25 protein-coding genes and 1 pseudogene are annotated in these 20,379 nt (G+C 38.8%); 17 read left to right on the top strand and 9 right to left on the bottom strand.

The annotated features are described in order from the left end of the window. Positions 1–143: 143 nt before the first annotated feature. Positions 144–1,031 (top strand): VrrB protein, encoded by an 888-nt coding sequence (locus tag CQZ94_RS14600; RefSeq protein WP_105585982.1) that lies wholly within the window; start codon positions 144–146, stop codon positions 1,029–1,031. Positions 1,032–1,090: 59 nt separating this feature from the next. Here the strand turns inward: CQZ94_RS14600 and CQZ94_RS14605 are convergent, their stop codons facing one another. The 5 genes from CQZ94_RS14605 to CQZ94_RS14625 form a co-directional block, all read right to left on the bottom strand. Continuing rightward, complete coding sequence (locus tag CQZ94_RS14605) at positions 1,091–1,513, bottom strand: pyrophosphohydrolase domain-containing protein (protein ID WP_000180554.1); 423 nt, start codon at positions 1,511–1,513, stop codon at positions 1,091–1,093. Between the two features lie 97 nt (positions 1,514–1,610). Further along, entirely contained in the window at positions 1,611–1,796 is a 186-nt protein-coding gene (locus CQZ94_RS14610; RefSeq protein WP_000038778.1) for a hypothetical protein, read from the bottom strand. A 92-nt stretch (positions 1,797–1,888) separates the two neighbouring features. After that, positions 1,889–2,968 (bottom strand): Ger(x)C family spore germination protein, encoded by a 1,080-nt coding sequence (locus CQZ94_RS14615; protein WP_105585983.1) that lies wholly within the window; start codon positions 2,966–2,968, stop codon positions 1,889–1,891. After that, positions 2,944–4,038 carry a spore germination protein gene (locus tag CQZ94_RS14620; protein ID WP_105585984.1) on the bottom strand — a complete coding sequence of 365 codons (1,095 nt, stop codon included), beginning with the start codon at positions 4,036–4,038 and terminating at the stop codon, positions 2,944–2,946. The genes CQZ94_RS14615 and CQZ94_RS14620 overlap by 25 nt, the downstream gene beginning before the upstream one ends. Positions 4,039–4,054: 16 nt before the next feature. Next, entirely contained in the window at positions 4,055–5,947 is a 1,893-nt protein-coding gene (locus CQZ94_RS14625) for a spore germination protein (protein ID WP_105585985.1), read from the bottom strand. 152 nt (positions 5,948–6,099) lie between these two features. Between CQZ94_RS14625 and CQZ94_RS14630 the strand changes: the two genes are divergently transcribed. Beyond that, complete coding sequence (locus tag CQZ94_RS14630; RefSeq protein WP_105585986.1) at positions 6,100–7,224, top strand: homoserine O-acetyltransferase family protein; 1,125 nt, start codon at positions 6,100–6,102, stop codon at positions 7,222–7,224. Positions 7,225–7,272: 48 nt separating this feature from the next. Here the strand turns inward: CQZ94_RS14630 and CQZ94_RS14635 are convergent, their stop codons facing one another. Further along, positions 7,273–7,455, bottom strand: a complete 183-nt coding sequence (locus tag CQZ94_RS14635; protein WP_105585987.1) for a hypothetical protein — start codon at positions 7,453–7,455, stop codon at positions 7,273–7,275. A 199-nt stretch (positions 7,456–7,654) separates the two neighbouring features. Here CQZ94_RS14635 and CQZ94_RS14640 point away from each other — a divergent pair, with 199 nt between their 5' ends. The 6 genes and pseudogenes from CQZ94_RS14640 (at position 7,655) to CQZ94_RS14670 (ending at position 13,308) form a co-directional block, all read left to right on the top strand. Beyond that, positions 7,655–7,960, top strand: a complete 306-nt coding sequence (locus tag CQZ94_RS14640; protein WP_000141214.1) for a rhodanese-like domain-containing protein — start codon at positions 7,655–7,657, stop codon at positions 7,958–7,960. A 77-nt stretch (positions 7,961–8,037) separates the two neighbouring features. Beyond that, positions 8,038–8,262, top strand: a complete 225-nt coding sequence (locus tag CQZ94_RS14645) for a spore germination protein (protein ID WP_105585988.1) — start codon at positions 8,038–8,040, stop codon at positions 8,260–8,262. A gap of 20 nt (positions 8,263–8,282) precedes the next feature. Then, on the top strand, positions 8,283–8,606 hold the full coding sequence (locus CQZ94_RS14650) for a hypothetical protein (protein ID WP_105585989.1): 324 nt from the start codon (positions 8,283–8,285) through the stop codon (positions 8,604–8,606). 154 nt (positions 8,607–8,760) lie between these two features. After that, positions 8,761–11,067 (top strand): annotated as a pseudogene (locus CQZ94_RS14655) (BclA C-terminal domain-containing protein). A gap of 197 nt (positions 11,068–11,264) precedes the next feature. Beyond that, positions 11,265–12,278, top strand: coding sequence for a GTP 3',8-cyclase MoaA (moaA, locus tag CQZ94_RS14665; protein WP_105585991.1), 1,014 nt, complete (start codon positions 11,265–11,267; stop codon positions 12,276–12,278). A gap of 16 nt (positions 12,279–12,294) precedes the next feature. Continuing rightward, positions 12,295–13,308: a molybdopterin-synthase adenylyltransferase MoeB gene (locus tag CQZ94_RS14670; protein ID WP_105585992.1), complete on the top strand. Its 1,014-nt coding sequence runs from the start codon at positions 12,295–12,297 to the stop codon at positions 13,306–13,308. A 42-nt stretch (positions 13,309–13,350) separates the two neighbouring features. Here CQZ94_RS14670 and moaC read toward each other — a convergent pair whose 3' ends face one another. Then, the gene (moaC, locus tag CQZ94_RS14675; RefSeq protein ID WP_002112363.1) at positions 13,351–13,836 is read right to left on the bottom strand and encodes a cyclic pyranopterin monophosphate synthase MoaC; all 486 of its coding nucleotides are present in this window, start codon (positions 13,834–13,836) and stop codon (positions 13,351–13,353) included. Positions 13,837–13,919: 83 nt separating this feature from the next. Between moaC and CQZ94_RS14680 the strand changes: the two genes are divergently transcribed. The 7 genes from CQZ94_RS14680 (at position 13,920) to CQZ94_RS14710 (ending at position 18,602) form a co-directional block, all read left to right on the top strand. Beyond that, positions 13,920–15,209 carry a molybdopterin molybdotransferase MoeA gene (locus CQZ94_RS14680; protein WP_105585993.1) on the top strand — a complete coding sequence of 430 codons (1,290 nt, stop codon included), beginning with the start codon at positions 13,920–13,922 and terminating at the stop codon, positions 15,207–15,209. Further along, entirely contained in the window at positions 15,173–15,694 is a 522-nt protein-coding gene (mobB, locus tag CQZ94_RS14685; protein WP_142395843.1) for a molybdopterin-guanine dinucleotide biosynthesis protein B, read from the top strand. Before CQZ94_RS14680 ends, mobB begins: the two co-directional genes overlap by 37 nt. After that, complete coding sequence (gene moaE / locus CQZ94_RS14690) at positions 15,691–16,155, top strand: molybdopterin synthase catalytic subunit MoaE (RefSeq protein ID WP_105585995.1); 465 nt, start codon at positions 15,691–15,693, stop codon at positions 16,153–16,155. The genes mobB and moaE overlap by 4 nt, the downstream gene beginning before the upstream one ends. Positions 16,156–16,157: 2 nt before the next feature. Further along, positions 16,158–16,391, top strand: coding sequence for a molybdopterin converting factor subunit 1 (gene moaD / locus CQZ94_RS14695; RefSeq protein ID WP_105585996.1), 234 nt, complete (start codon positions 16,158–16,160; stop codon positions 16,389–16,391). Between the two features lie 99 nt (positions 16,392–16,490). Then, positions 16,491–16,913 (top strand): DUF3888 domain-containing protein, encoded by a 423-nt coding sequence (locus CQZ94_RS14700; RefSeq protein WP_105585997.1) that lies wholly within the window; start codon positions 16,491–16,493, stop codon positions 16,911–16,913. 33 nt (positions 16,914–16,946) lie between these two features. Then, positions 16,947–17,804, top strand: coding sequence for a glucose uptake protein GlcU (glcU, locus tag CQZ94_RS14705; protein WP_105585998.1), 858 nt, complete (start codon positions 16,947–16,949; stop codon positions 17,802–17,804). Positions 17,805–17,816: 12 nt separating this feature from the next. Next, entirely contained in the window at positions 17,817–18,602 is a 786-nt protein-coding gene (locus tag CQZ94_RS14710; RefSeq protein ID WP_105585999.1) for a glucose 1-dehydrogenase, read from the top strand. Positions 18,603–18,675: 73 nt separating this feature from the next. Here the strand turns inward: CQZ94_RS14710 and CQZ94_RS14715 are convergent, their stop codons facing one another. After that, on the bottom strand, positions 18,676–19,170 hold the full coding sequence (locus CQZ94_RS14715; RefSeq protein ID WP_087947353.1) for a CarD family transcriptional regulator: 495 nt from the start codon (positions 19,168–19,170) through the stop codon (positions 18,676–18,678). Positions 19,171–19,434: 264 nt separating this feature from the next. Here CQZ94_RS14715 and CQZ94_RS14720 point away from each other — a divergent pair, with 264 nt between their 5' ends. Beyond that, positions 19,435–19,671 carry a DUF2553 family protein gene (locus CQZ94_RS14720; RefSeq protein WP_002089059.1) on the top strand — a complete coding sequence of 79 codons (237 nt, stop codon included), beginning with the start codon at positions 19,435–19,437 and terminating at the stop codon, positions 19,669–19,671. A gap of 1 nt (position 19,672) precedes the next feature. Next, on the top strand, positions 19,673–19,855 hold the full coding sequence (locus tag CQZ94_RS14725; protein WP_000621746.1) for a sporulation protein Cse60: 183 nt from the start codon (positions 19,673–19,675) through the stop codon (positions 19,853–19,855). Positions 19,856–19,889: 34 nt separating this feature from the next. Here the strand turns inward: CQZ94_RS14725 and CQZ94_RS14730 are convergent, their stop codons facing one another. Further along, complete coding sequence (locus CQZ94_RS14730; RefSeq protein ID WP_002112352.1) at positions 19,890–20,117, bottom strand: DUF3973 domain-containing protein; 228 nt, start codon at positions 20,115–20,117, stop codon at positions 19,890–19,892. Positions 20,118–20,379 lie beyond the last annotated feature (262 nt).

A 20,379-nucleotide genomic window follows, 5' to 3' on the forward strand; every position in this document is an offset into this window, starting at 1 on the left:
TGATAAAATAATCAGTTAATTTAGTTTATCATGAATGGAGAACGAAGAAAAAGGTGCGGAATTCCCATATAGACAAACACCTATTCTTCTATAGGAAATATGATAAAAAAGGTAGGTTAAATTGAGCAGAAGAGGTGAAAGGAATGAAAGGGATGGACAATAATGCACCACATGGCTTCTTCGGGGGCGGATCGGATAGTTATGGACAAATGATGTTCATGGGAGGAGATGGGCAACACGGGTATGGTGGAATCCCAAGTTGGATGGGAGGAGCACAAGGAGGAATTCCAACATCAGTAGCTGGAGCACAAACAGGGATTCCGACATTGGTAGGAGGAGCACAGGGAGGAGTGCCTGTAGGTATGCCAACTACATTTCCATCTTTCGCAGGAGGAGCACAAGGAGGAGTACCTGTAGGTATGCCAACTACATTTCCATCCTTCTTGGGAGGAGTACAAACAGGATTTCCTGTACCTGGCGTCGGTGTTGTAGCTGGTGGAATCGGTGGCTTCCCTCAAGGTGTTCATGGTCATCATGTGCACCATGAGCATCATGGCCATCAACAGCATCACGGTCATCAACATCATGGCCATCAACAGCATCACGGTCATCAACATCATGGCCATCAACAGCACCATGGTCATCAACAACAAGTACATCACCAAGGCCACCACCAAATTCATCCGCAGGCTGTTCTTTATCAAACTCATCAAACTCATCATGGTCACCACGGTCAACATCATCACCACGGTCAACATCATCACCAAGGCCACCATCAGCAACAAGTACATCACCAAGGCCATCACCAAGTTCATCCGCAGGCTGTCCTTTATCAAACTCATCAAAGTCAACATCATGGTCACCACGGTCATCATCAAGGTCAACAGCACCACCAAGGTCAACAGCAACAACAATACCAACAATATCAGCAGCAACAACAGCCTTGGACTGGTGGAGTTGGAGCAGGGACGACAGCAGGAACAGCTGGTATTGCAGGAGCAGCAGGACACGCGGGACATGTGGGTCATTAATGAATTGCGTGAAAAATATATCGGTGAAAAAAGACATAATAAAAAACTGCTAGGGGATCCTAGCAGTTTTTTTCCGCCTCTTGACGCTGGCGTTCGATTTCAGCACGAAGTTGTGGTTCAGGTGCTTGCCATCCTTCTGGTTTTAAAATTTTGCCATCGCCTTCACGGAAGCGAGGTTTCCCATCAGGGAATAGTTTTGCCATGTTAGCGTTGTTTACAATTTCGAATCCTTTATCTGGACGTACACCCATTTCTGCAAACGTTCCGAATGCAAAGTAAATAAGGTCAATAAGTGCATCATATTGATCTTCAACAGTTGTTGCTTCTAGAAATTCTTCTAACTCTTCTTGCATAAAGCTAGCACGAATTTTTGCACGCTCTTCTGTTAGTTTTGTTGGAGTGTTTGTCACAGGATGTCCGAATACTTCGTGCATTTTCGCAACAAGTTCGTACCCTTTATCTAAACCTTTTTCGTTTGTCATGTTGTTTCATCCTTTCTCACTTTGTGCCGAAGTTTATTGTAACATAAGGTGATTGTTTAATAAAAAGAACATCTTATAGAAATAAGATGTTCGCTCGTTATTCTTCTTTCTTAATTAAAATGGATAAAATAAGATCGATGCCAAACATTCCGATGAGTAGCATTGGTATAACGACAAGTAAATAACGTGTGAAAGAAACATTTTTTAAGTATGTATGAGCAAATAAAAAGACGCCGAGAAATAAAATACCATTTAAAATAGGTTTTACTAATTTTTTAGACATAAGCTCCCCCGTAAATATCCCTTTTCTCTATTTAAAAATAAAAACTCCCCTCTCCGTTGTACCATGCCAGAGAGGGGAGTTCAATCATTAACTTATTCAATTACACCAGAATTTGTAATATTGACAGTGTATTTCACCTTAATAGGAACATCTTTATACATTCTTCGCCACTCTTCTAATTTGAATGGACGGTAATGTTCTTTATACCTTGCACCGAGACCGAGTGGATCCACATTTAAAGATTTAAACTGTTTAATTAATTTGTTAGCCGTTGCACCTAATTGTTTTTCAACTGATTTTTCTATTTTTTTTGTGTTCTTTTTATTTTCTAAGTTGAACTGTTTAGATAGTTCTTGAATACGTGCTTCTAGTTTGACGTGTATGAAAAATGATGGTTTACCATCTTTAATACTTACTTGGTAAGTTGGGACGGATCGAATATTATTAATGATTGTGTATCCTGAGTTTGCTTTAAATTCATGTGAATCTAATCGGTGTTTTTCCAATAAGCCTTTAAAGGCAAACATATCATGATAACTAATTTTTCCAATATATTTATCTCCTTTTAAAAGGCCGATGCCAGTAATTTTTATTTTATCTTTATCTTTTTTGAGAATTGGTAAATAGGAATCTTGGCCTTCACGATAATATCGATAAGCTCCTAAATGTAGATTGTCAGTAGGTAAAGGGCCTGTTTGCATATTATGGTCTAACATTTTCTTTATATAAATGGCAACGTTAGATGATGTTGTATATTTACCTTTTAGTAAGTCTAGCCCTGTTCCCTCTAATAAACCGACATACATAGAGTTCCCGATATTCACATCACGAATTAACGTGTCAAAGGAAGTTGATAATCCTTTTTTTGCGATTTTTGTAGTAAATAAAGCAAAACGCATTTGTCCACTTGCAAACGGCTGAGAGGATTCTAAAGAAGTATCCGCTTTTACTTGTTTTACTGCGTTTCCTACTCCTTCGAAGACTTGAACTTTATTACCTTTTTTCTGTATAGGACAAACGAATGTGACTTTTACTTTATTATCTTTTGCTGTATCAAAAACAGTCCCTTGAATGAGATTGACATCATCGATAATATTTTTTTGTAAGCAGCCAGTTAGACTAAGGATGCTGATACAAGAAAGAAGCATTAATTTTCTTTTGATTTTTTCCATTTTCTTTTCACCCACACAATAATAAATAGAATTGGGATGTATATGTATATAAGCCAAAAACTAATTCTTGACGCATTACTAATAAAGTCATTAATATCATGTCTGTTTGTTAAAAGTTGTGAAACAATGAGGGTAATAAGCAAAAAAGTAATTAAAACACCTCTTTGTTTTACACGAAATATTTCGTGTGTTCCTCTTGTTGCTGCCCATAAAGGAAGAATGAAGCTCGTAACAATAACGAGAGTATAAGCTGAGATTGCAATGTACTCTAGCCGTTCTATGAAAGGAAGTTGGACAACTTGAGTCATAGAGAGCTGGGCCCAAATTGTTTTGGATAATTGTTTTTCGCTAAAGAAGGTAAAAGCTAAGAGGGTGCTAAATAAATATAAAAGATTAGAGAATAGCGCACCGTATTGTGCAAATTTATGAGATTTCTTAGACTCTTTTACAAATGGATAAATCATAAGAAAAATTTCAAATCCGCTCATAGTATAGATTGATAATTGAGCTGCCTTTAAAATGTCTGAAAATGAATGTGAAAATACAGGGAGTAAATTAGACCAGTGAGTGTATTTTAAGATAAAAAGGCTAAGGAAAAGATATCCGAGTGTCCCGCCGATAGAAATGACACAGATACCAGTAATAACACGAAAACCAGATGAGATAATATAGTAACCGACTAAGCATAGAAAAGTTGTTAGCATCCAAATCGAAGCAGAAGGAAACATCCATACTTGAATAATTTCTACATATGTTCGTACAACGGAAATACTAACGGTTAAAAAATACGCTATAAAAATGAGGTTAATGCCGTTTCCTAGCCATTTTCCAAATGTTTGTCTTTGTAAATCAATTAAATTTCCGTTTGTTTCTTTTAACAAGAAATACATCATCCATAGGAGAATATGAATGATGATTCCTGTGAGAAGGACACTTATCCAGCCATCGTATCCAGCTGCTTTCGCAATAATGCGGGCAAATCCGAGAACACCAGCACCAAATTGTGCACCGTGAATTAAGAAGAAAACGAAGATAGGTGATATTTGGTGTTCTGCTTTAATTTTACTCATCGATGCACCTCATTTCTTAATCATCAAAATCAGATGTATGTTTTGTTGAAATTCCTTTTGCTGATTTCTTAACATGCTGTGGTCTAGCTTGTACATCCCTTGTATCAATCATCGTTAATGGAAAACGAATCCAAGAGTCCTTTGCTGATTGTTGGCGTGTTGGATAAAACAGTGCGTACGGCTTACGTAAAGAAGTTAGTCTAAAAAGATGGGTAAATAAAAAGATAAATCCAAGAGAAATACCAAATAGACCACCTATTTCTGCAAATGCGAGAAATGGGAAACGTAGTAAACGAACGGCGTTACCCATTTTGTAAATAGGTGTAATAAAGGAAGCTAACGCTGATAAGGCAACGATAATTAATAAAATGTTACTCGTTAACCCAGCTTGAACAGATGCTTGTCCAATTACGATACCACCTACAATACCGAGTGTTTGTCCTACTTTCATCGGTAACCTAGCCCCAGCTTCTCTTAATAAATCAATAACTAATTCCAAAAAGAGTGCTTCGATTAAAGGTGGGAATGGTACTTGTGCTCTTGATAAAATCAATGTTTCAAGCAAATCACTTGGAATGAGTTCGTAATGATAATTTAAAACGGCAACATATAATGGGGCTGCACAAATTGAGAAAAGAACCGCGATAAGTCGTAAAATCCTTGAAAATGTAGCATACAGCCAAGAGACGTTATAGTCTTCTGGTGAAATAAAGAAATCGAAATATGATACAGGAGTTAGTAGAACATTTGGTGAACCGTCAACAAAAATTGCAATTTTGCCATCAATGAGTGCCTTTGTCACTCTATCAGTTCGTTCTGTATTTATATATAATGGAAAAATTGACTTTTCTCCCATTAATTCTTGAAGATAAGCACTATCATTAATTTGATCGTATTCAAGAGCTCGCAATGACTCTTCGAGAAAATCCACATTATCCTTTTCTGCAAGGTTGTCTAAATACATTATTACAACCTTTGTTTTCGAAAAGGAGCCAATTATCATTTCTTTTGTTTGCAGTTCTAATACTGGAAGGCGTTTACGGACTAAATTAATATTTGTATCAATAGCTTCTACAAAACCTTCTTGCGGACCAATAACTGTTGATTCATTTAATGGAGGGCTTGGTGCCCGGTAAGTATCAATTGCAATGTTTGCAAGCATACATTTTTGATCTTGCTGGTGCAATTGAATAATCGCATGTCCCTTTAAAACCATGTCCTCAATTTTTTGTAAGTCGTTTGTAATCGTTATACCACTCATTGGAATATGTTCTTTTAGCTCTTCGAGTGAAGAGCAGGATCGTTCCAAAAGAGTAGGCATTAAATACTTTTGTAGTTTTTCCCCATCAAGTGATGGACGATAGTAAGAAATCCAATAAGGCATCGTTTCATCATCAGATGTATGATAATTAACAAAATCACTAGACTGCTTTAGTTTTGCTATTAAGTCTTGTAGAGAGTGAATATGGTCCTTTTCTGGTTTGCTAAAGTCATAAATGCTGTTACTTTCAGCGCTTTGCTGCTTATCTTGAGAAGAATTGTCTTGCTTAGCATCTTGCTGTTTGTTTTGAGAAGCCCCCTCTTGTTTAGCACCTTGCTGTTTGTTTTGAGAAGAATCCTCTTGCTTAGAATTTTGCTGTTTGTCTTGAGAAGAATCCTGTTGCTTAGAATTTTGCTGTTTGTCTTGAGAAGAATCCTCTTGTTTAGAATTTTGCTGTTTGTTTTGAGAAGAATCCTGTTGCTTAGAATTTTGCTGCTTGTCTTGAGAAGAAGCATCAGTTTGTTCCTTACTTTTTGGCTCGTCATTCTTATCTTTGTTATGTTCTTTTTGATCATCAGACTGTTGTTTCGAATCAGCTGTCTCTTTTGTATTTGATTTTTTTTTCTTACGTAACCAATTCCAAATCATATATATTCCCTCTTTGATTTTGTAATATAGTGCTATTTTGTGGCTAATTTTGTATATTATTCATTTGTTTATGAAAAGAAGAAGGAGATTGGCTTGCATAGAAAAAATCCTTTAGTAAGCAGTTCATAAAATGACGGGAAGAAGGCGAGTCTGTGCAAATTGTAAAAAAGGAGAAGTTTGTTTTAAAAGAATTTGTGTTTGAAAATGGTAGGGAGATTCCTGTTCAAATGGGGTATGAGACGTATGGTGCTTTAAATAGAGAAAAATCAAATGGGATTTTGGTTTGTCACTATTTTAGTGCAACAAGTCATGCGGCAGGAAAATATACAGAGCATGATGAGGAAGCTGGTTGGTGGGATGGATTAATTGGACCTGGGAAAGCAATTGATACAAATAAATATTTCGTTATATGTACTGATAACCTTTGTAATGTACAGGTGAAGAACCCTTACGTGATTACAACGGGACCAAAATCGATAAATCCGGTGACTGGTTTTGAGTATGCGATGGATTTTCCAGTTTTCACATTTTTAGATGTAGCACGTATGCAATATGAGTTAATAAAAGATATGGGCATTTCTAGATTACATGCTGTAATGGGACCTTCGGCAGGTGGGATGATTGCGCAGCAATGGGCTGTCCACTATCCTCATATGGTAGAACGAATGATTGGAGTTATTACGAATCCACAAAATCCAATTATAACGTCGGGAAATGTAGCGCAAAATGCGATTGAAGCAATTCAGCTTGATCCAAATTGGAAAGGTGGAAAGTACGGAGAGGAGCAACCAACGAAGGGGCTTCATTTAGCGAATAAAATGATGTTTATGAACGCATTTGATGAACATTTTTATGAAAAGGCATTCCCGCGGAACAGTATAGAAATGGTACCTTATCAACAATTTTCTGCATTAACATCATTTGAGAAAGAAATAAATAAAGTGACATGTAAAAGTATAGATTTAGTAGATGCAAATTCATGGATGTATACTACAAAAGCGGTCTTATTACATGATATTGCACATGGATTTTCTTCCTTAGAAGAGGCTCTTTCTAAGATTGAAGCGAATGTACTCATGATTCCATGCAAACAAGATTTACTTCAGCCGCCTCGTTACAATTATAAAATGGTAGAAATTTTGCAAAAGCAAGGGAAGTACGCAGAAGTATATGAGATAGAAAGTATAAATGGGCATATGGCAGGAGCGTTAGATGTTCATTTATTTGAAAAGAAAGTTTATGAGTTTTTAAATCGGAAAGTATCTAGTTTTGTGTAGGAAATAATTAATGTGGAAAGGTGCATGATTTATAGTAGGCACCTTTTTTTACATGATTTGCAGACGGAAAATATATGAAGCGATTGATAAACCGAAGAAAGCTATACTAATTAATAGAAATAAGAATGACATTTCTTGAGGGGATTTTATCTTTTTATTATTTTTCATACTAAGAGCAATAACTGCAAAAACTAAGAAAATGATGCCCATAATGAAAAGAAAAAGTGTCATTTTAACTGGCTCCTTTCATCAAACAAGTATATTGAGGATACAATGCGCCAGTTATGTTTGTAAAGAATAAGTTTTGCGGGAAAATTGAGAAATAAATGTTCCATTCTTTGCGTTCCTTCCTTCGCGTGCTAAAATTGATGAGAAATGTTTGTTTAAAGAAGAAACTGAAGGTTTTATTGTATATAAGGAGGAACTACATATGACAGAAGTAAAAACAATTACTACAGAAGAAGTGCAAGAGCGTTTAGAAAATGGAGAAACATTATTTTTAGTAGATGTAAGGGAAGATGAAGAAGTAGCGGCAGGGAAAATTCCGGAAGCTGTACATATTAAAATGGGCGATATTCCAAATAAAGTAGATTTCTTTGAGAAAGAGAATGAATATATCTTTATTTGCCGTTCGGGAATGCGCAGTGAAAATGTATGCCATTATTTAAATGAACAAGGATTTAAAACAGTGAATATGGTTGGCGGTATGCTTCAGTATGAAGGCGAAACTAAATAAGTAGCTGCAAAAACTTGAAACGTGTTTGTTTCAAGTTTTTTTCTTTTGCATACAGTGTATAAAAGGGGGAGAGGTAAATGGGGATTAACATGCGTAAAGTAAAAATCATAAATAATACAGGAGCTGTTAATGTTGGTGACTGTTATAATATCTCACCTTTAGCTGTGGCAAAAATATATGCCGGTGCTGGAGGGTCAAGTGCGGCAGTTTTTTTAAATGGAAAACGTATACCTGAACCTACAATTAGAACATCAGTATTTTTACCGCCATTAGCAACAAGTACACGTACATTAGGTGCATAAAGGAAAGGTAGAGTGTAAGTATGCCTGCGCATATAAAAGAGTTTATTATTGTTAATAATACTGGGAATATATTTACCGGTGATAATTTGAGTGATACATCGTTTACTGCTTCGAAATCGTATAGTGGTTCAACGGGTTGCACTTGGATTGATGTTGTTACAGTAATAGGGACGGAGACGAAGCTTTGTTTACAGCCGGGAGATAGTGTGACGACAACGTATACGAGAGGTACTCCTGCTGGCACTGTAACGGGAACAAATATGGGGCAAGGTGCAAATGTGTCGAGTATATCGCAAGCTGTCCCTAATACAGATAATATGGATTCAACAGCTGGACTCCCCTAGGAAATTAGGGGAGTTTTTATTAATTTAATTAAAAAATTCACTTCATAAAATAAATTAGAGTCTAATAAAAGTAGTCTTGGAGATTGTTTTTGTAAATAGATTAAAAAGAAGAGTTTTGTTTCATGTAAAAAGATGGTTTGTAGGTGGTGAAAGTGTGAAAGAGCGCGATAATAAAAATAAACAAAATTCATTAAACTCTAATTTCAGAATTTCACCAAATCTTATTGGTCCTACTTTCCCTCCTGTTCCAACAGGATTTACTGGCATTGGGATTACTGGACCAACAGGACCGCAAGGAGTGCAAGGGATTCAAGGACCAGCTGGACAAATAGGAGCAACAGGACCAGAAGGACAACAAGGACCCCAAGGAGTGAGGGGATCGGCAGGAGATACAGGAGCGACAGGTGCACAAGGTGTCCAAGGAATACAAGGTCCGATTGGTCCAACTGGCGCAACTGGAGTACAAGGTATACAGGGAATACAAGGAGTACAAGGAGCGATAGGAGCAACTGGACCTGAGGGTCCTCAAGGTGTTCAAGGAGTGCAAGGAGTGCAGGGAGTAACTGGTCCACAAGGGATACAAAGAGCCTAAGGATTTATTGGCCCACAAGGGCCGAGTGGAAGTACGGGGGGAACTGGAGCAACTGGTCAGGGGGTTACAGGACCGACAGGAATTACAGGTTCAACAGGGGTAACCGGTCCGTCAGGGGGACCTCCTGGCCCAACAGGGCCAGGAGGCGGACCGAGTGGAAGTACAGGAGCAACTGGATCGACAGGAAATACTGGGGCGACAGGAAGTACAGGAGCAACAGGAAATACAGGTCCGACGGGAAGTACAGGAGTAACTGGGATACAGGGCTCACAAGGAATACAAGGGATCCAAGGGCCACTTGGCCCAACAGGCCCAGAAGGTCCGCAGGGGATTCAAGGTATTCCTGGTCCGATAGGAATAACGGGAGAACAAGGAATACAAGGAGTACAAGGGATTCAAGGGATAACGGGAGCGACGGGAGATCAAGGAACACAAGGTATACAGGGGGCTATAGGACCTCAAGGAGTGACAGGAGCAACAGGAGATCAAGGGCCTCAAGGAATACAAGGAGTACAAGGGCCAATAGGAGCAACAGGCCCACAAGGAATACAAGGAATTCAAGGGCCGATGGGTGAATTGGGGCCAACAGGTCCAGAAGGACTGCAAGGCCCGCAAGGAATACAAGGAGTACAGGGCCCAATTGGTCCAACAGGGCCAGAGGGACAGCAAGGAATACAAGGACCAGTGGGGCCAGTAGGTGCAACGGGTCCAGAAGGTCAGCAAGGTATACAGGGAGTGCAAGGTATACAGGGGCCGACGGGGGCGACAGGATCACAAGGGATTCAAGGAATGCAAGGGATACAAGGACAAATTGGTCCAACAGGGCCAGAGGGCCCACAAGGAGTGCAAGGAATACAAGGAGAAATAGGTGCGACGGGAGCGCAAGGTGTTCAAGGTCCACAAGGAATACAAGGAATACAAGGTCCGACGGGAGTAACTGGAGATACAGGAGCAACGGGAGCGACTGGTGAGGGAACTACAGGCCCAACGGGCGTAACAGGATCAACAGGGGTAACAGGCCCTTCCGGAGGGCCAGCAGGGCCGAGTGGTCCAACAGGCCCGTCGGGACCAACAGGAGTAACAGGTCCATCGGGTGGACCACCTGGACCACCTGGACCGACAGGAGCAACAGGAGCGATAGGTGGGACGGGAGCAACAGGGGCAACAGGAGCGACAGGTGTAACCGGAGCAATGGGAGATCAAGGACCACAAGGAAATCAAGGTCCACAAGGAATACAAGGAGCAACGGGAGCGACCGGATCACAAGGTCCCCAAGGTGTTCAAGGTCCTCAAGGCCCAATAGGAGCAGCAGGCCCGCAAGGTGTTCAAGGAATTCAAGGTCAACAAGGTCCAACCGGAGACACGGGTGCAACGGGTTCGCAAGGGATTCAAGGTCCAACCGGCCCAACCGGAGCAGGGGTAACTGGAGCAACAGGCGGGACGGGGGCGACTGGAGTTAGTACAACTGCGACGTATTCATTTGCGAATAATACTTCAGGAAGCGCTATTTCCGTTTTATTAGGTGGTACGAATATCCCATTACCAAACAATCAAAATATTGGACCAGGAATAACGGTTAGTGGTGGAAATACGGTGTTTACCGTTGCGAATGCAGGGAACTATTATATAGCTTATACAATTAATATAACAGCAGCTTTACTTGTAAGTTCGCGTATAACTGTAAATGGCAGTCCGCTTGCAGGAACGATAAATTCTCCAGCGGTAGCTACAGGTTCATTTAATGCGACAATAATTGCTAACTTGCCTGCTGGAGCCGCTATTAGCCTGCAATTATTTGGATTAGTTGCGGTGGCTACATTATCTACGACAACGCCAGGAGCTACTCTAACTATTATTAGATTAAGTTAATAAGCAAAAAAACCTTGGAACTTTTATGTTTCAAGGTTTTTTATCCCTCTATTTGTGGGCTAATAATCAGTGGGGATGGACAAAACCCCGACTGATTAAAGTTTCACTTTATTCACTTGAGCAAAAACATCGCGGTTCGAAAATATATTATAATAGAATGAAGAGAGGTAAAAATTTGGCAGAAAGGGAGAGTGGCGATGCAGGAGAAGGTTAAAGATTTTTTCGGACGCCCCCTTCAAGATTTGCGCATCTCTGTCATTGATCGTTGTAATTTACGGTGTACGTATTGTATGCCAGCGGAAGTGTTTGGTCCTGATTATGCTTTTTTGAAAGATGAGTTTTTACTGACATTTGATGAAATCGAGCGATTAGCAAAAGTATTTGTTAGCATCGGTGTACGGAAAATTAGACTAACTGGTGGCGAGCCATTGCTCCGTAAGGATTTAACAAAACTTATCGCACGTCTCGTGAAAATTGATGGTTTAGTAGATATAGGATTAACGACAAATGCGATTCATTTAACGAAACAAGCGAAGGCGTTAAAAGAAGCTGGATTACACCGAGTAAATGTTAGTTTGGATGCGATAGATGATAATGTGTTCCGCGCAATTAATGGCCGGAATATGAATACGAAGCCAGTGTTAAAAGGAATTATGGCAGCGAAAGAAGTAGGCCTTGAAGTGAAGGTAAATATGGTTGTGAAAAAAGGGATGAACGATCATCAAGTACTTCCGGTGGCTACATATTTTAAAGAACAAGGAATTCCACTTAGATTTATTGAGTTTATGGATGTTGGCAGTACGAATGGATGGAATTTTGATCAAGTTATTACGAAACGAGAATTAATTGATATGATTCATGGGGTGTATCCAATTGAGCCAGCTGAAGCTCATTATTTTGGGGAGGTTGCGAAACGGTATCGATACGTTGGAACGAATGTAGAGGTTGGTTTTATTACCTCTGTTTCTGAGTCATTTTGTTCTTCTTGTACGAGAGCAAGAATTTCAGCAGATGGAAAGTTTTATACTTGCTTGTTTGCGACAGAAGGAATGGATTTAAGGAAACTTCTCAGGGAAAACCTTTCGGATAATGATTTATTAAAAGCCATACAAGGTGTATGGAAGGATAGAAAAGATCGATATTCAGATGAACGGACGGAAGAAAGTGCGAAAAATCGTCCGAAAATTGAAATGTCTTATATAGGAGGATAAGAAAGGGGGATGTCGTATGCAAGATCGATATTCAAGACAAATGTTATTTTCTGGTGTTGGGGAAGAAGGGCAACGGAAAATAAGAGGGAAGCACGTGCTCGTCATCGGTGCTGGTGCACTCGGAGCAGCGAATGCAGAAGCAATTGTTAGAGCAGGTGTTGGAAAAATAACAATTGCTGATCGTGATTATGTAGAATGGAGTAATTTACAAAGGCAACAATTATATACAGAGGAAGATGCGAAGCATTATAAGCCGAAAGCGATAGCGGCAGCAGAACATTTAAAGGCAATTAATTCCGAAGTAGAAATTGTACCGGTTGTGACTGATGTAACGGTGCAAGAAATGGAAGAATTAATTAAAGGTGTAGATTTAATATTAGATGCGACAGATAATTTTGAAACGCGCCTTCTTATTAATGATATATCCCAGATGTATAACGTTCCGTGGATATACGGAGGATGCGTTGGAAGCTACGGAGTAACTTATACAATCTTGCCAGGAAAAACGCCGTGTTTTCGATGTTTAATGGAACATCCAGCGAGCGGAGCGACATGTGATACAGCCGGTATTATACAGCCAGCAGTGCAATTAGTAGTTGCACATCAAATAACGGAAGCCTTGAAAATATTAGTAGAAGATTTTGAGGCACTTCGTGAAACGATGCTATCATTTGATCTTTGGAATAATCAACAGATGGCATTTAAAGTGAATAGGCAGAAAAAGGATACATGTTTATCTTGTGGAAAGTTACGTACATATCCGAGTTTAACATTTGAAGCACAAACGAAAACAGAAGTATTATGTGGACGAAATACAGTTCAAATCCGTCCAGGTGTGCGTCAGGGGATTAATTTAGAAGAAATTAAAAAGCGCTTACAAAAAAGTGTGGATGTAAAGGCAACGCCGTATTTATTATCATTTCCGGTGGAAGAATATCGTTTTGTTTTATTTACAGATGGCAGAGCGTTTATTCATGGTACGAATGATATGAATGTTGCGAAACGACTATATGCAAGATATATAGGTTGAACCTAAAGGGGAATCCTTTAGGTTCAAAAGGGAAATGTAGGATTAAGAATTTCTAATATAATCTCCATTTTTTCCGCCCGTTTTTTCAAGTAAGTACGTTTCGCCAATAATCATACCCTTATCAACCGCTTTACACATATCGTATACAGTAAGAGCAGTAGCGGAAGCAGCTGTTAAAGCTTCCATCTCAACGCCGGTACTACCTTCTGTTTTAACTTTTACTTCAATAAGTAGTCGATATTGTTCTTCTGACTGTTTCCAATCGAAAGAGACATCAACACCTTTTAATAATAAAGGATGGCACATTGGGATAATATCAGAAGTGCGTTTTGCAGCCATAATACCTGCGATTTGTGCGACGGCTAATACGTCACCTTTACCAATTTCATTGTGAGAGATTTTATCAAAAATTTCTTTCGTAACGAGAATGCTAGAGCATGCTATTGCTGTTCGAACGGTTATTTTTTTGTCACTTATATCAACCATTTTAGCGCGTCCTTGGTCATTGAAATGTGTAAATGAAGACATGGAATTCCTCCTTGAAGTAATTGCTATTTAATATATAAAGTGTAATCGAGATTAGATATTTTGCAAATATGAGGTGAGAAACAATGGTAGAAAAACGAATCCCGATTCAAGTTGCTGAGGCAGTAGAGCGGGTTATGAAATATGCTAAGCATGGTGAAGTAGAAGAAGTTTCTATTACAGAAAGTTATGGGAGGATTCTTGGGGAGGATGTTGTCTCAGATCACGACGTTCCTCACTTTGATCGTTCTCCTTACGATGGTTTCGCAATTCGAGCAGAAGATACGAAAGACGCAAGTCAAGAGCAGCCGGTTGAATTTGAAGTAATAGGAGAGATCGGAGCAGGATCTGTTTTTTTAGAAGAAGTAGGGGCTTTTAAGGCGGTTCGTATTATGACAGGAGCAGCTATTCCAGAAGATTGCAATGCAGTCGTAATGCTAGAATTGACGGAAGGATTCGAGAGGAATGAAAGTACATATATGAAGTTAAAACGTCCTTTCCAAAACGGTGACAATGTGTCATTTAAAGGAGAAGATATAAAACAAAATCAAGTCCTCGTTAAGAAAGGTGTTGCAATCAATCCAGGTGTTGCCGCATTATTAGCGACGTTTGGATATAGCACTGTGAAAGTTGTAAAACAGCCTGTTGTCGGTATTGTAACGACAGGAAGCGAATTACTAGAAGTGCATGAGGCGTTAGAGCCAGGGAAAATTAGAAATAGTAACTCTTACATGATTGCCGCTCAAATTATGAAGGCTGGCGGAAAAGTGCGTTACTATGGACAACTTGCAGATGAGTTAGATGCATGTTTTACAGCCGTTAAATCAGCGATGGATGAGGTTGATATTTTAATTACAACGGGCGGTGTTTCAGTAGGAGATTATGACTATTTACCAGCTATTTATGAAAGGTTACAGGCGAATGTACTCTTTAATAAAATAGCGATGAGGCCGGGGAGTGTAACGACAGTAGCTGAAGTTGATGGAAAGCTACTCTTCGGTTTATCAGGTAATCCGTCAGCTTGTTATGTAGGTTTCGAATTATTTGTGCATCCAATTATGAAAACGTATTTGCATGCGAAGGAGCCTCACGTATATAGAGCAGACGCTGTTTTACAAAAAGATTTTCCGAAACCAAATCCGTTTACTCGTTTCGTGAGAGCAAAAGTGACGATCGTTAATGGGGCATTGCAAGTGATGCCAGTCGGTTTAGATAAATCGAGTGCGGTATCTTCACTTGCTGATGCAAATGCTTTTATCGTGTTGCCTGGAGGAACGAGAGGATTTGAAGCGGGAATGAAAGTATCCGTAGTATTGTTAGAATACTCGGAGGGAAGTGATTGGCCGTGGGCAAAGCCTCTTCAATCTTACAAATAGTAGGGTATCAAAATAGTGGGAAAACAACACTTGTAGAGAAAATGGTACATGCATTGGCTGAAAGAGAAATGAAGGTTGCTACAATTAAGCATCATGGTCATGGAGGTTTTCCCGAAGTAGCGCAAAAAGATAGTGAAAGGCACCGAAAAGCTGGTGCTGTAGTAAGTAGTGTAGAAGGAGCTGGATTACTATCTCTGTCCTCTTTGCGAGATGAATGGTCCTTGCAAGAAATTATCCGCTTGTACGAATTTTTTGAAGTGGATATGATTTTAATAGAGGGCTATAAAACGGAGAAATATCCAAAAGTAGTGTTACTTCGTTCTGCGGAAGACGCTGAACTTTTACATAAAGTAGAAAATGTAGTAGCAGTTATTACGTGGCATGATGCTCCGGTAAATTTACGAGAAGAATACAAAGTATTTCATATAACAGAAGAAAAATTGTATATAGACTGGTTTTTACAAACGGCTAGGGGTGCAAAATGATAAATACGTATTATGAAGTAATTGATACAGAAATCTCGATTGAAGAGGTGGCAAAGAAAGTAGTTCGCCGTGAATGTGGTGCTGTCACAACATTTATCGGAACAGTTAGGGAGTTTACGAAAGGGCGTCGTACGCTATACTTAGAGTATGTAGCTTATAAGACGATGGCAGAAAAGATGCTACAGAAAATCGGGACAGAGGTGAAGGAGAAGTGGCCTGGTACACATGTTGCGATTACACATCGCATCGGTACGCTGCAAATTTCTGATATCGCGGTTGTTGTTGCTGTATCAACGCCTCATCGCAAAGAGGCTTATGAAGCGAATGAATATATTATGGAACGCATTAAGCAAATTGTCCCGATTTGGAAAAAGGAGTTTTGGGAAGATGGTGACTCATGGATTGGTGATCAATTAGAGAAGACGCCATATCCAGCAGGAGAGCCTGGGAAGGAGTTATAAATATGATTCGAGTATTGTTATTTGCGAACTTGCAAGAAGAAGCAGGAGCAAGTGAATTACAAATAGAGAAAGAAAATATTACTGTTGCAGAGTTAAAAGATATTGTTGCGAAAGAATATAATGTACCAGTGTCAGCGCCAATTATGGTTGCAATTAATGAAGAGTACGCCAATGAAGATGATACGATACAATCTGGTGATGTAGTTGCACTAATACCACCAGTGAGCGGTGGCTAATATTGGATTTGTGCTATGAAAAACGACTTTCTTAAATAGGGAAAGTCGTTTTTTTATGGCATTTTGGAGAACACTATCTTATAGGAAAAGGAGGAAGTTATGAAAAAGATATGTGTAATGATTGCAATGATCTGTTCTGTTTTCTTCTCTTCTCCAAGCTCTTCTTGGGCAAAAGAATCGAAGGAACAGCTTTTAGAAAGTGCGTTACTGAATCGGTATTACTCAGTTATAAGGCAAGTGACAGAAGATCAATATGAATGTGACTCAGTTACAAATATAAAGCGTCTAGGCAAGAAAGATGAGTTTGTTCCTAGGTTTGAAGTTAAGATACAATTTCTTACATTTCAAGGGGCACATAATCCGCCGAATGACAAAGTTACACTTACTTTGGAAGACAATTTAGATCACATAAAGATAAAGAAGGTGGAACGAGAAAAGAATGTTTCTGGTGCTATTGTAGAAAAGATTTGTGCACGAAAAAACGAAAAAATAAAAGCTCACTCTAATGATTTAGAGCGGTAACCTATGACATTTTGTAGAGAAAGGTAATGAGCGATGGATATACTTTTAGCGATTTTACCAGCTATATTTTGGGGGAGTATTGTGCTATTTAACGTGAAACTGGGCGGGGGACCGTATAGTCAAACGCTCGGTACAACGTTCGGTGCACTTATCTTCTCAATTGTTGTTTATATTTTTATGAAGCCGGTATTAACTCCGACCGTTATTGGAGTTGGAATTGTATCCGGCTTATTTTGGGCACTTGGTCAAGCGAATCAATTAAAAAGTATTGATTTAATGGGTGTTTCCAGAACGATGCCGATTTCAACAGGGCTTCAATTAGTCGCGACAACATTATTTGGGGTTATCGTGTTTCATGAATGGTCAACGACGATATCGGTCGTCCTTGGAGTTTTGGCGCTCGTTTGTATTATTATCGGTGTTATTTTAACATCACTTCAAAATGAAGAAGAAAAAAATGCAGAGCAAGCAGCAAGTTTTAAAAGGGGCATCATAATTTTATTAATTTCAACAGTCGGTTATTTAGTTTACGTAGTAGTTATTAGGCTATTTAACGTAGATGGTTGGTCGGCTTTATTACCACAAGCAGTTGGTATGGTATTAGGCGGGATTTTACTCACATTTAAACATCATCCATTCAATAAATATGCGATTCGAAATATTCTTCCAGGATTGATTTGGGCAGCTGGAAATATGTTTTTATTCATTTCGCAGCCAAGAGTTGGGGTCGCAACAAGCTTTTCCCTTTCACAAATGGGAATTATTATTTCGACGCTTGGCGGGATTCTTATATTAGGTGAAAAGAAAACGAAACGTCAATTAACAGGTATTGTTGTTGGTATCGTTTTTATTATCGCAGCCGGAATTATGTTAGGGATTGCAAAAGGATAAGGAGGTATTAAAATGTATAGTGATTTAGAAGGAAAAGTCGTCGTTATTACAGGATCAGCAACTGGTCTCGGAAGAGCGATGGGAGTAAGGTTTGCTAAGGAGAAAGCAAAAGTTGTTATTAACTATCGCTCACGAGAGTCAGAAGCAAATGATGTGCTAGAAGAAATTAAAAAAGTAGGCGGAGAAGCGATTGCTGTAAAAGGTGATGTCACGGCCGAGGCAGATGTTGTGAATCTCATTCAATCTGCTGTTAAAGAATTTGGTACGCTCGACGTTATGATTAATAATGCAGGGATAGAAAATGCGGTACCATCGCATGAAATGCCGTTAGAGGATTGGAATAAAGTAATTCATACAAATTTAACAGGTGCTTTTTTAGGAAGTCGAGAAGCGATTAAATATTTTGTGGAACACAATATTAAAGGATCTGTCATTAATATGTCTAGTGTTCATGAGAAAATTCCGTGGCCATTATTCGTGCACTATGCAGCAAGTAAAGGCGGTATTAAACTTATGACAGAAACGTTAGCGTTAGAATATGCGCCAAAAGGTATTCGAGTAAATAATATTGGACCAGGTGCAATTAATACGCCAATTAATGCTGAAAAGTTTGCTGATCCAAAACAGCGGGCTGACGTAGAAAGTATGATTCCGATGGGGTACATTGGGAAGCCCGAAGAAATCGCAGCAGTAGCAACGTGGCTCGCTTCAGCAGAGGCAAGTTACGTAACCGGAATTACGTTATTTGCAGATGGTGGAATGACTTTATACCCATCGTTTCAAGCGGGGCGTGGGTAATATGAAAGGCCAAAGAGATTTAACTCTTTGGCCTTTTTTACGCAAAAAAAATAGCGGTCGGCTATTTTTAAAATTAATGATTGATTGTATCTTGAAGAAATTCTGTTGCTTGATGTTCTGAAACATTCTGTACAAGTGCAACTTCACTAATAACCATTTTACGCGCATTATCTAGCATTTGTTTTTCGCTCGCATTTAATGCTCTTTCTTTATTGCGACGAAGTAAATCACGAACAACTTCTGCACTATCTTGAAGATTGCCGTTCTTCATTTTTTCCATATTCATTGTATATCTTTGTTTCCAAGAGAGTGAGGGGTCTGATTCCCCATGATGAAATTCAAGAAGTATACCATCTAACGTACCTTTATCGACGATATAACGTATACCTGATTTTTGTAATTGATTCATCGGAAGCATTACTTGCATATCTTTACTAATTATGCGTATAACACAATATTGACGCGTAGTGCCTAATATTTCTTTCTCTTCAATTGCTTCGATGATTCCTGCACCGTGCATTGGATAAACGATTTTATCACCAATTTGAAACAAATCATCCACCTCCATATGTGGTAACCACTTTTAATGATAACATACGAGGATAAAAATGTCAAATTTTATATAATATCACATCTGATATGATGTAGTCAATATATAAAAGTCGTTTTTTTATTTGTTTTTTGCTCTTATAAGTTGAATAAATAGGGGGGATTTTTTTAGAAAAATAGTACAGGCGCAGAAAGAAGGCATATCCACTTATTTTTAAGCATAAAATATAAAATCGCTAATACAATATACCTAAATCCGTTCTTTGCAAGGGAGGGAGAGAAGGTGGGGCGCACAATTAGAATTGATATTACAAATAAAGTTGTAGCTAAATTTAGGCAAGATTATTTAGAATTATATACGAGTAAGTTTATGATAGGTAAGTTTTATGTCTATACTGAAGATAAACAATATGTGTTAGAAGACGGATATATATATGAAGATGGAAAGTTTTATCGCATCATAGATACGCACCGTGGCAATAAACAAGCGGCGGAGGGCTGCGATCTAGGATGGTGTTAACATGATTCGTGTGAAAGTGTTTGATGAAAGTCATGAAAAAGACTTAGAAGACGCTGTAAATGTATTTTTGAAAAAAATTGATGATGGAAATTTTGTAGATATAAAGTATCAAGTTGGTGTTTCAATTAACGATGATGAAAATCAAATTTATTGTTTTTCAGCAATGATTGTTTATAAAGCATAAAAAAGAGCTGGGTGAGCCAGCTCTTTTTTATGCTTTATGTTGGGACAACATGAGTCGGTAAAATATTCATAATAGATTGTGTTGCGCCTGTTTTCTTTTCCGTTAAAAGAACTTCTCCTGTTTCATGCTCCTGAGCATCAGTGCACATACCGAGGTGATAACGATCACCTAAAAATGGATCAATATAAAAACCATTTTTGAATACTTTATCATTCGGATGTTTTTCATGGTGAATTTCAGAACAGTTAATGCAATAGAACATAGCGTTCATCCCCTTTTCATTGTTGTTTAAAAAAGTGAGTGGGTAGTCATTTCACTTCTAAGGAAATATTGAGGAGAAGAGAAATAACTACCACCCAAATGGTGGGCACACTCCTTCTGATCTTTACATATCTCGCGTATTGTCCCCGAGGGAAGGAGGAGAGACGAAGTACAGATGAGATAAGTTAGGCGCTTCTCTCAATATGATTGATGGAGTTTCGTGTTGAGAGAATTTTCTGTTTTTCATTGCCTTTGTGAGTATA

Source organism: Bacillus sp. MYb209, from assembly GCF_002975175.1.
Classification (GTDB): Bacteria; Bacillota; Bacilli; order Bacillales; family Bacillaceae_G; genus Bacillus_A.

Coding starts and splice junctions, on each gene's coding strand:
- CQZ94_RS14635 (WP_105585987.1), bottom strand. CDS start 7,455: ATGACACTTTTTCTTTTCATTATGGGCATCATTTTCTTAGTTTTTGCA.
- CQZ94_RS14600 (WP_105585982.1), top strand. CDS start 144: ATGAAAGGGATGGACAATAATGCACCACATGGCTTCTTCGGGGGCGGA.
- CQZ94_RS14700 (WP_105585997.1), top strand. CDS start 16,491: ATGAAAAAGATATGTGTAATGATTGCAATGATCTGTTCTGTTTTCTTC.
- moaA (WP_105585991.1), top strand. CDS start 11,265: ATGCAGGAGAAGGTTAAAGATTTTTTCGGACGCCCCCTTCAAGATTTG.
- CQZ94_RS14730 (WP_002112352.1), bottom strand. CDS start 20,117: ATGTTCTATTGCATTAACTGTTCTGAAATTCACCATGAAAAACATCCG.
- CQZ94_RS14725 (WP_000621746.1), top strand. CDS start 19,673: ATGATTCGTGTGAAAGTGTTTGATGAAAGTCATGAAAAAGACTTAGAA.
- CQZ94_RS14670 (WP_105585992.1), top strand. CDS start 12,295: ATGCAAGATCGATATTCAAGACAAATGTTATTTTCTGGTGTTGGGGAA.
- glcU (WP_105585998.1), top strand. CDS start 16,947: ATGGATATACTTTTAGCGATTTTACCAGCTATATTTTGGGGGAGTATT.
- CQZ94_RS14715 (WP_087947353.1), bottom strand. CDS start 19,170: ATGGAGGTGGATGATTTGTTTCAAATTGGTGATAAAATCGTTTATCCA.
- CQZ94_RS14645 (WP_105585988.1), top strand. CDS start 8,038: ATGGGGATTAACATGCGTAAAGTAAAAATCATAAATAATACAGGAGCT.
- CQZ94_RS14625 (WP_105585985.1), bottom strand. CDS start 5,947: ATGATTTGGAATTGGTTACGTAAGAAAAAAAAATCAAATACAAAAGAG.
- CQZ94_RS14605 (WP_000180554.1), bottom strand. CDS start 1,513: ATGACAAACGAAAAAGGTTTAGATAAAGGGTACGAACTTGTTGCGAAA.
- moaD (WP_105585996.1), top strand. CDS start 16,158: ATGATTCGAGTATTGTTATTTGCGAACTTGCAAGAAGAAGCAGGAGCA.
- CQZ94_RS14680 (WP_105585993.1), top strand. CDS start 13,920: ATGGTAGAAAAACGAATCCCGATTCAAGTTGCTGAGGCAGTAGAGCGG.
- CQZ94_RS14610 (WP_000038778.1), bottom strand. CDS start 1,796: ATGTCTAAAAAATTAGTAAAACCTATTTTAAATGGTATTTTATTTCTC.
- moaE (WP_105585995.1), top strand. CDS start 15,691: ATGATAAATACGTATTATGAAGTAATTGATACAGAAATCTCGATTGAA.
- CQZ94_RS14640 (WP_000141214.1), top strand. CDS start 7,655: ATGACAGAAGTAAAAACAATTACTACAGAAGAAGTGCAAGAGCGTTTA.
- CQZ94_RS14650 (WP_105585989.1), top strand. CDS start 8,283: ATGCCTGCGCATATAAAAGAGTTTATTATTGTTAATAATACTGGGAAT.
- moaC (WP_002112363.1), bottom strand. CDS start 13,836: ATGTCTTCATTTACACATTTCAATGACCAAGGACGCGCTAAAATGGTT.
- CQZ94_RS14710 (WP_105585999.1), top strand. CDS start 17,817: ATGTATAGTGATTTAGAAGGAAAAGTCGTCGTTATTACAGGATCAGCA.
- CQZ94_RS14615 (WP_105585983.1), bottom strand. CDS start 2,968: ATGGAAAAAATCAAAAGAAAATTAATGCTTCTTTCTTGTATCAGCATC.
- CQZ94_RS14620 (WP_105585984.1), bottom strand. CDS start 4,038: ATGAGTAAAATTAAAGCAGAACACCAAATATCACCTATCTTCGTTTTC.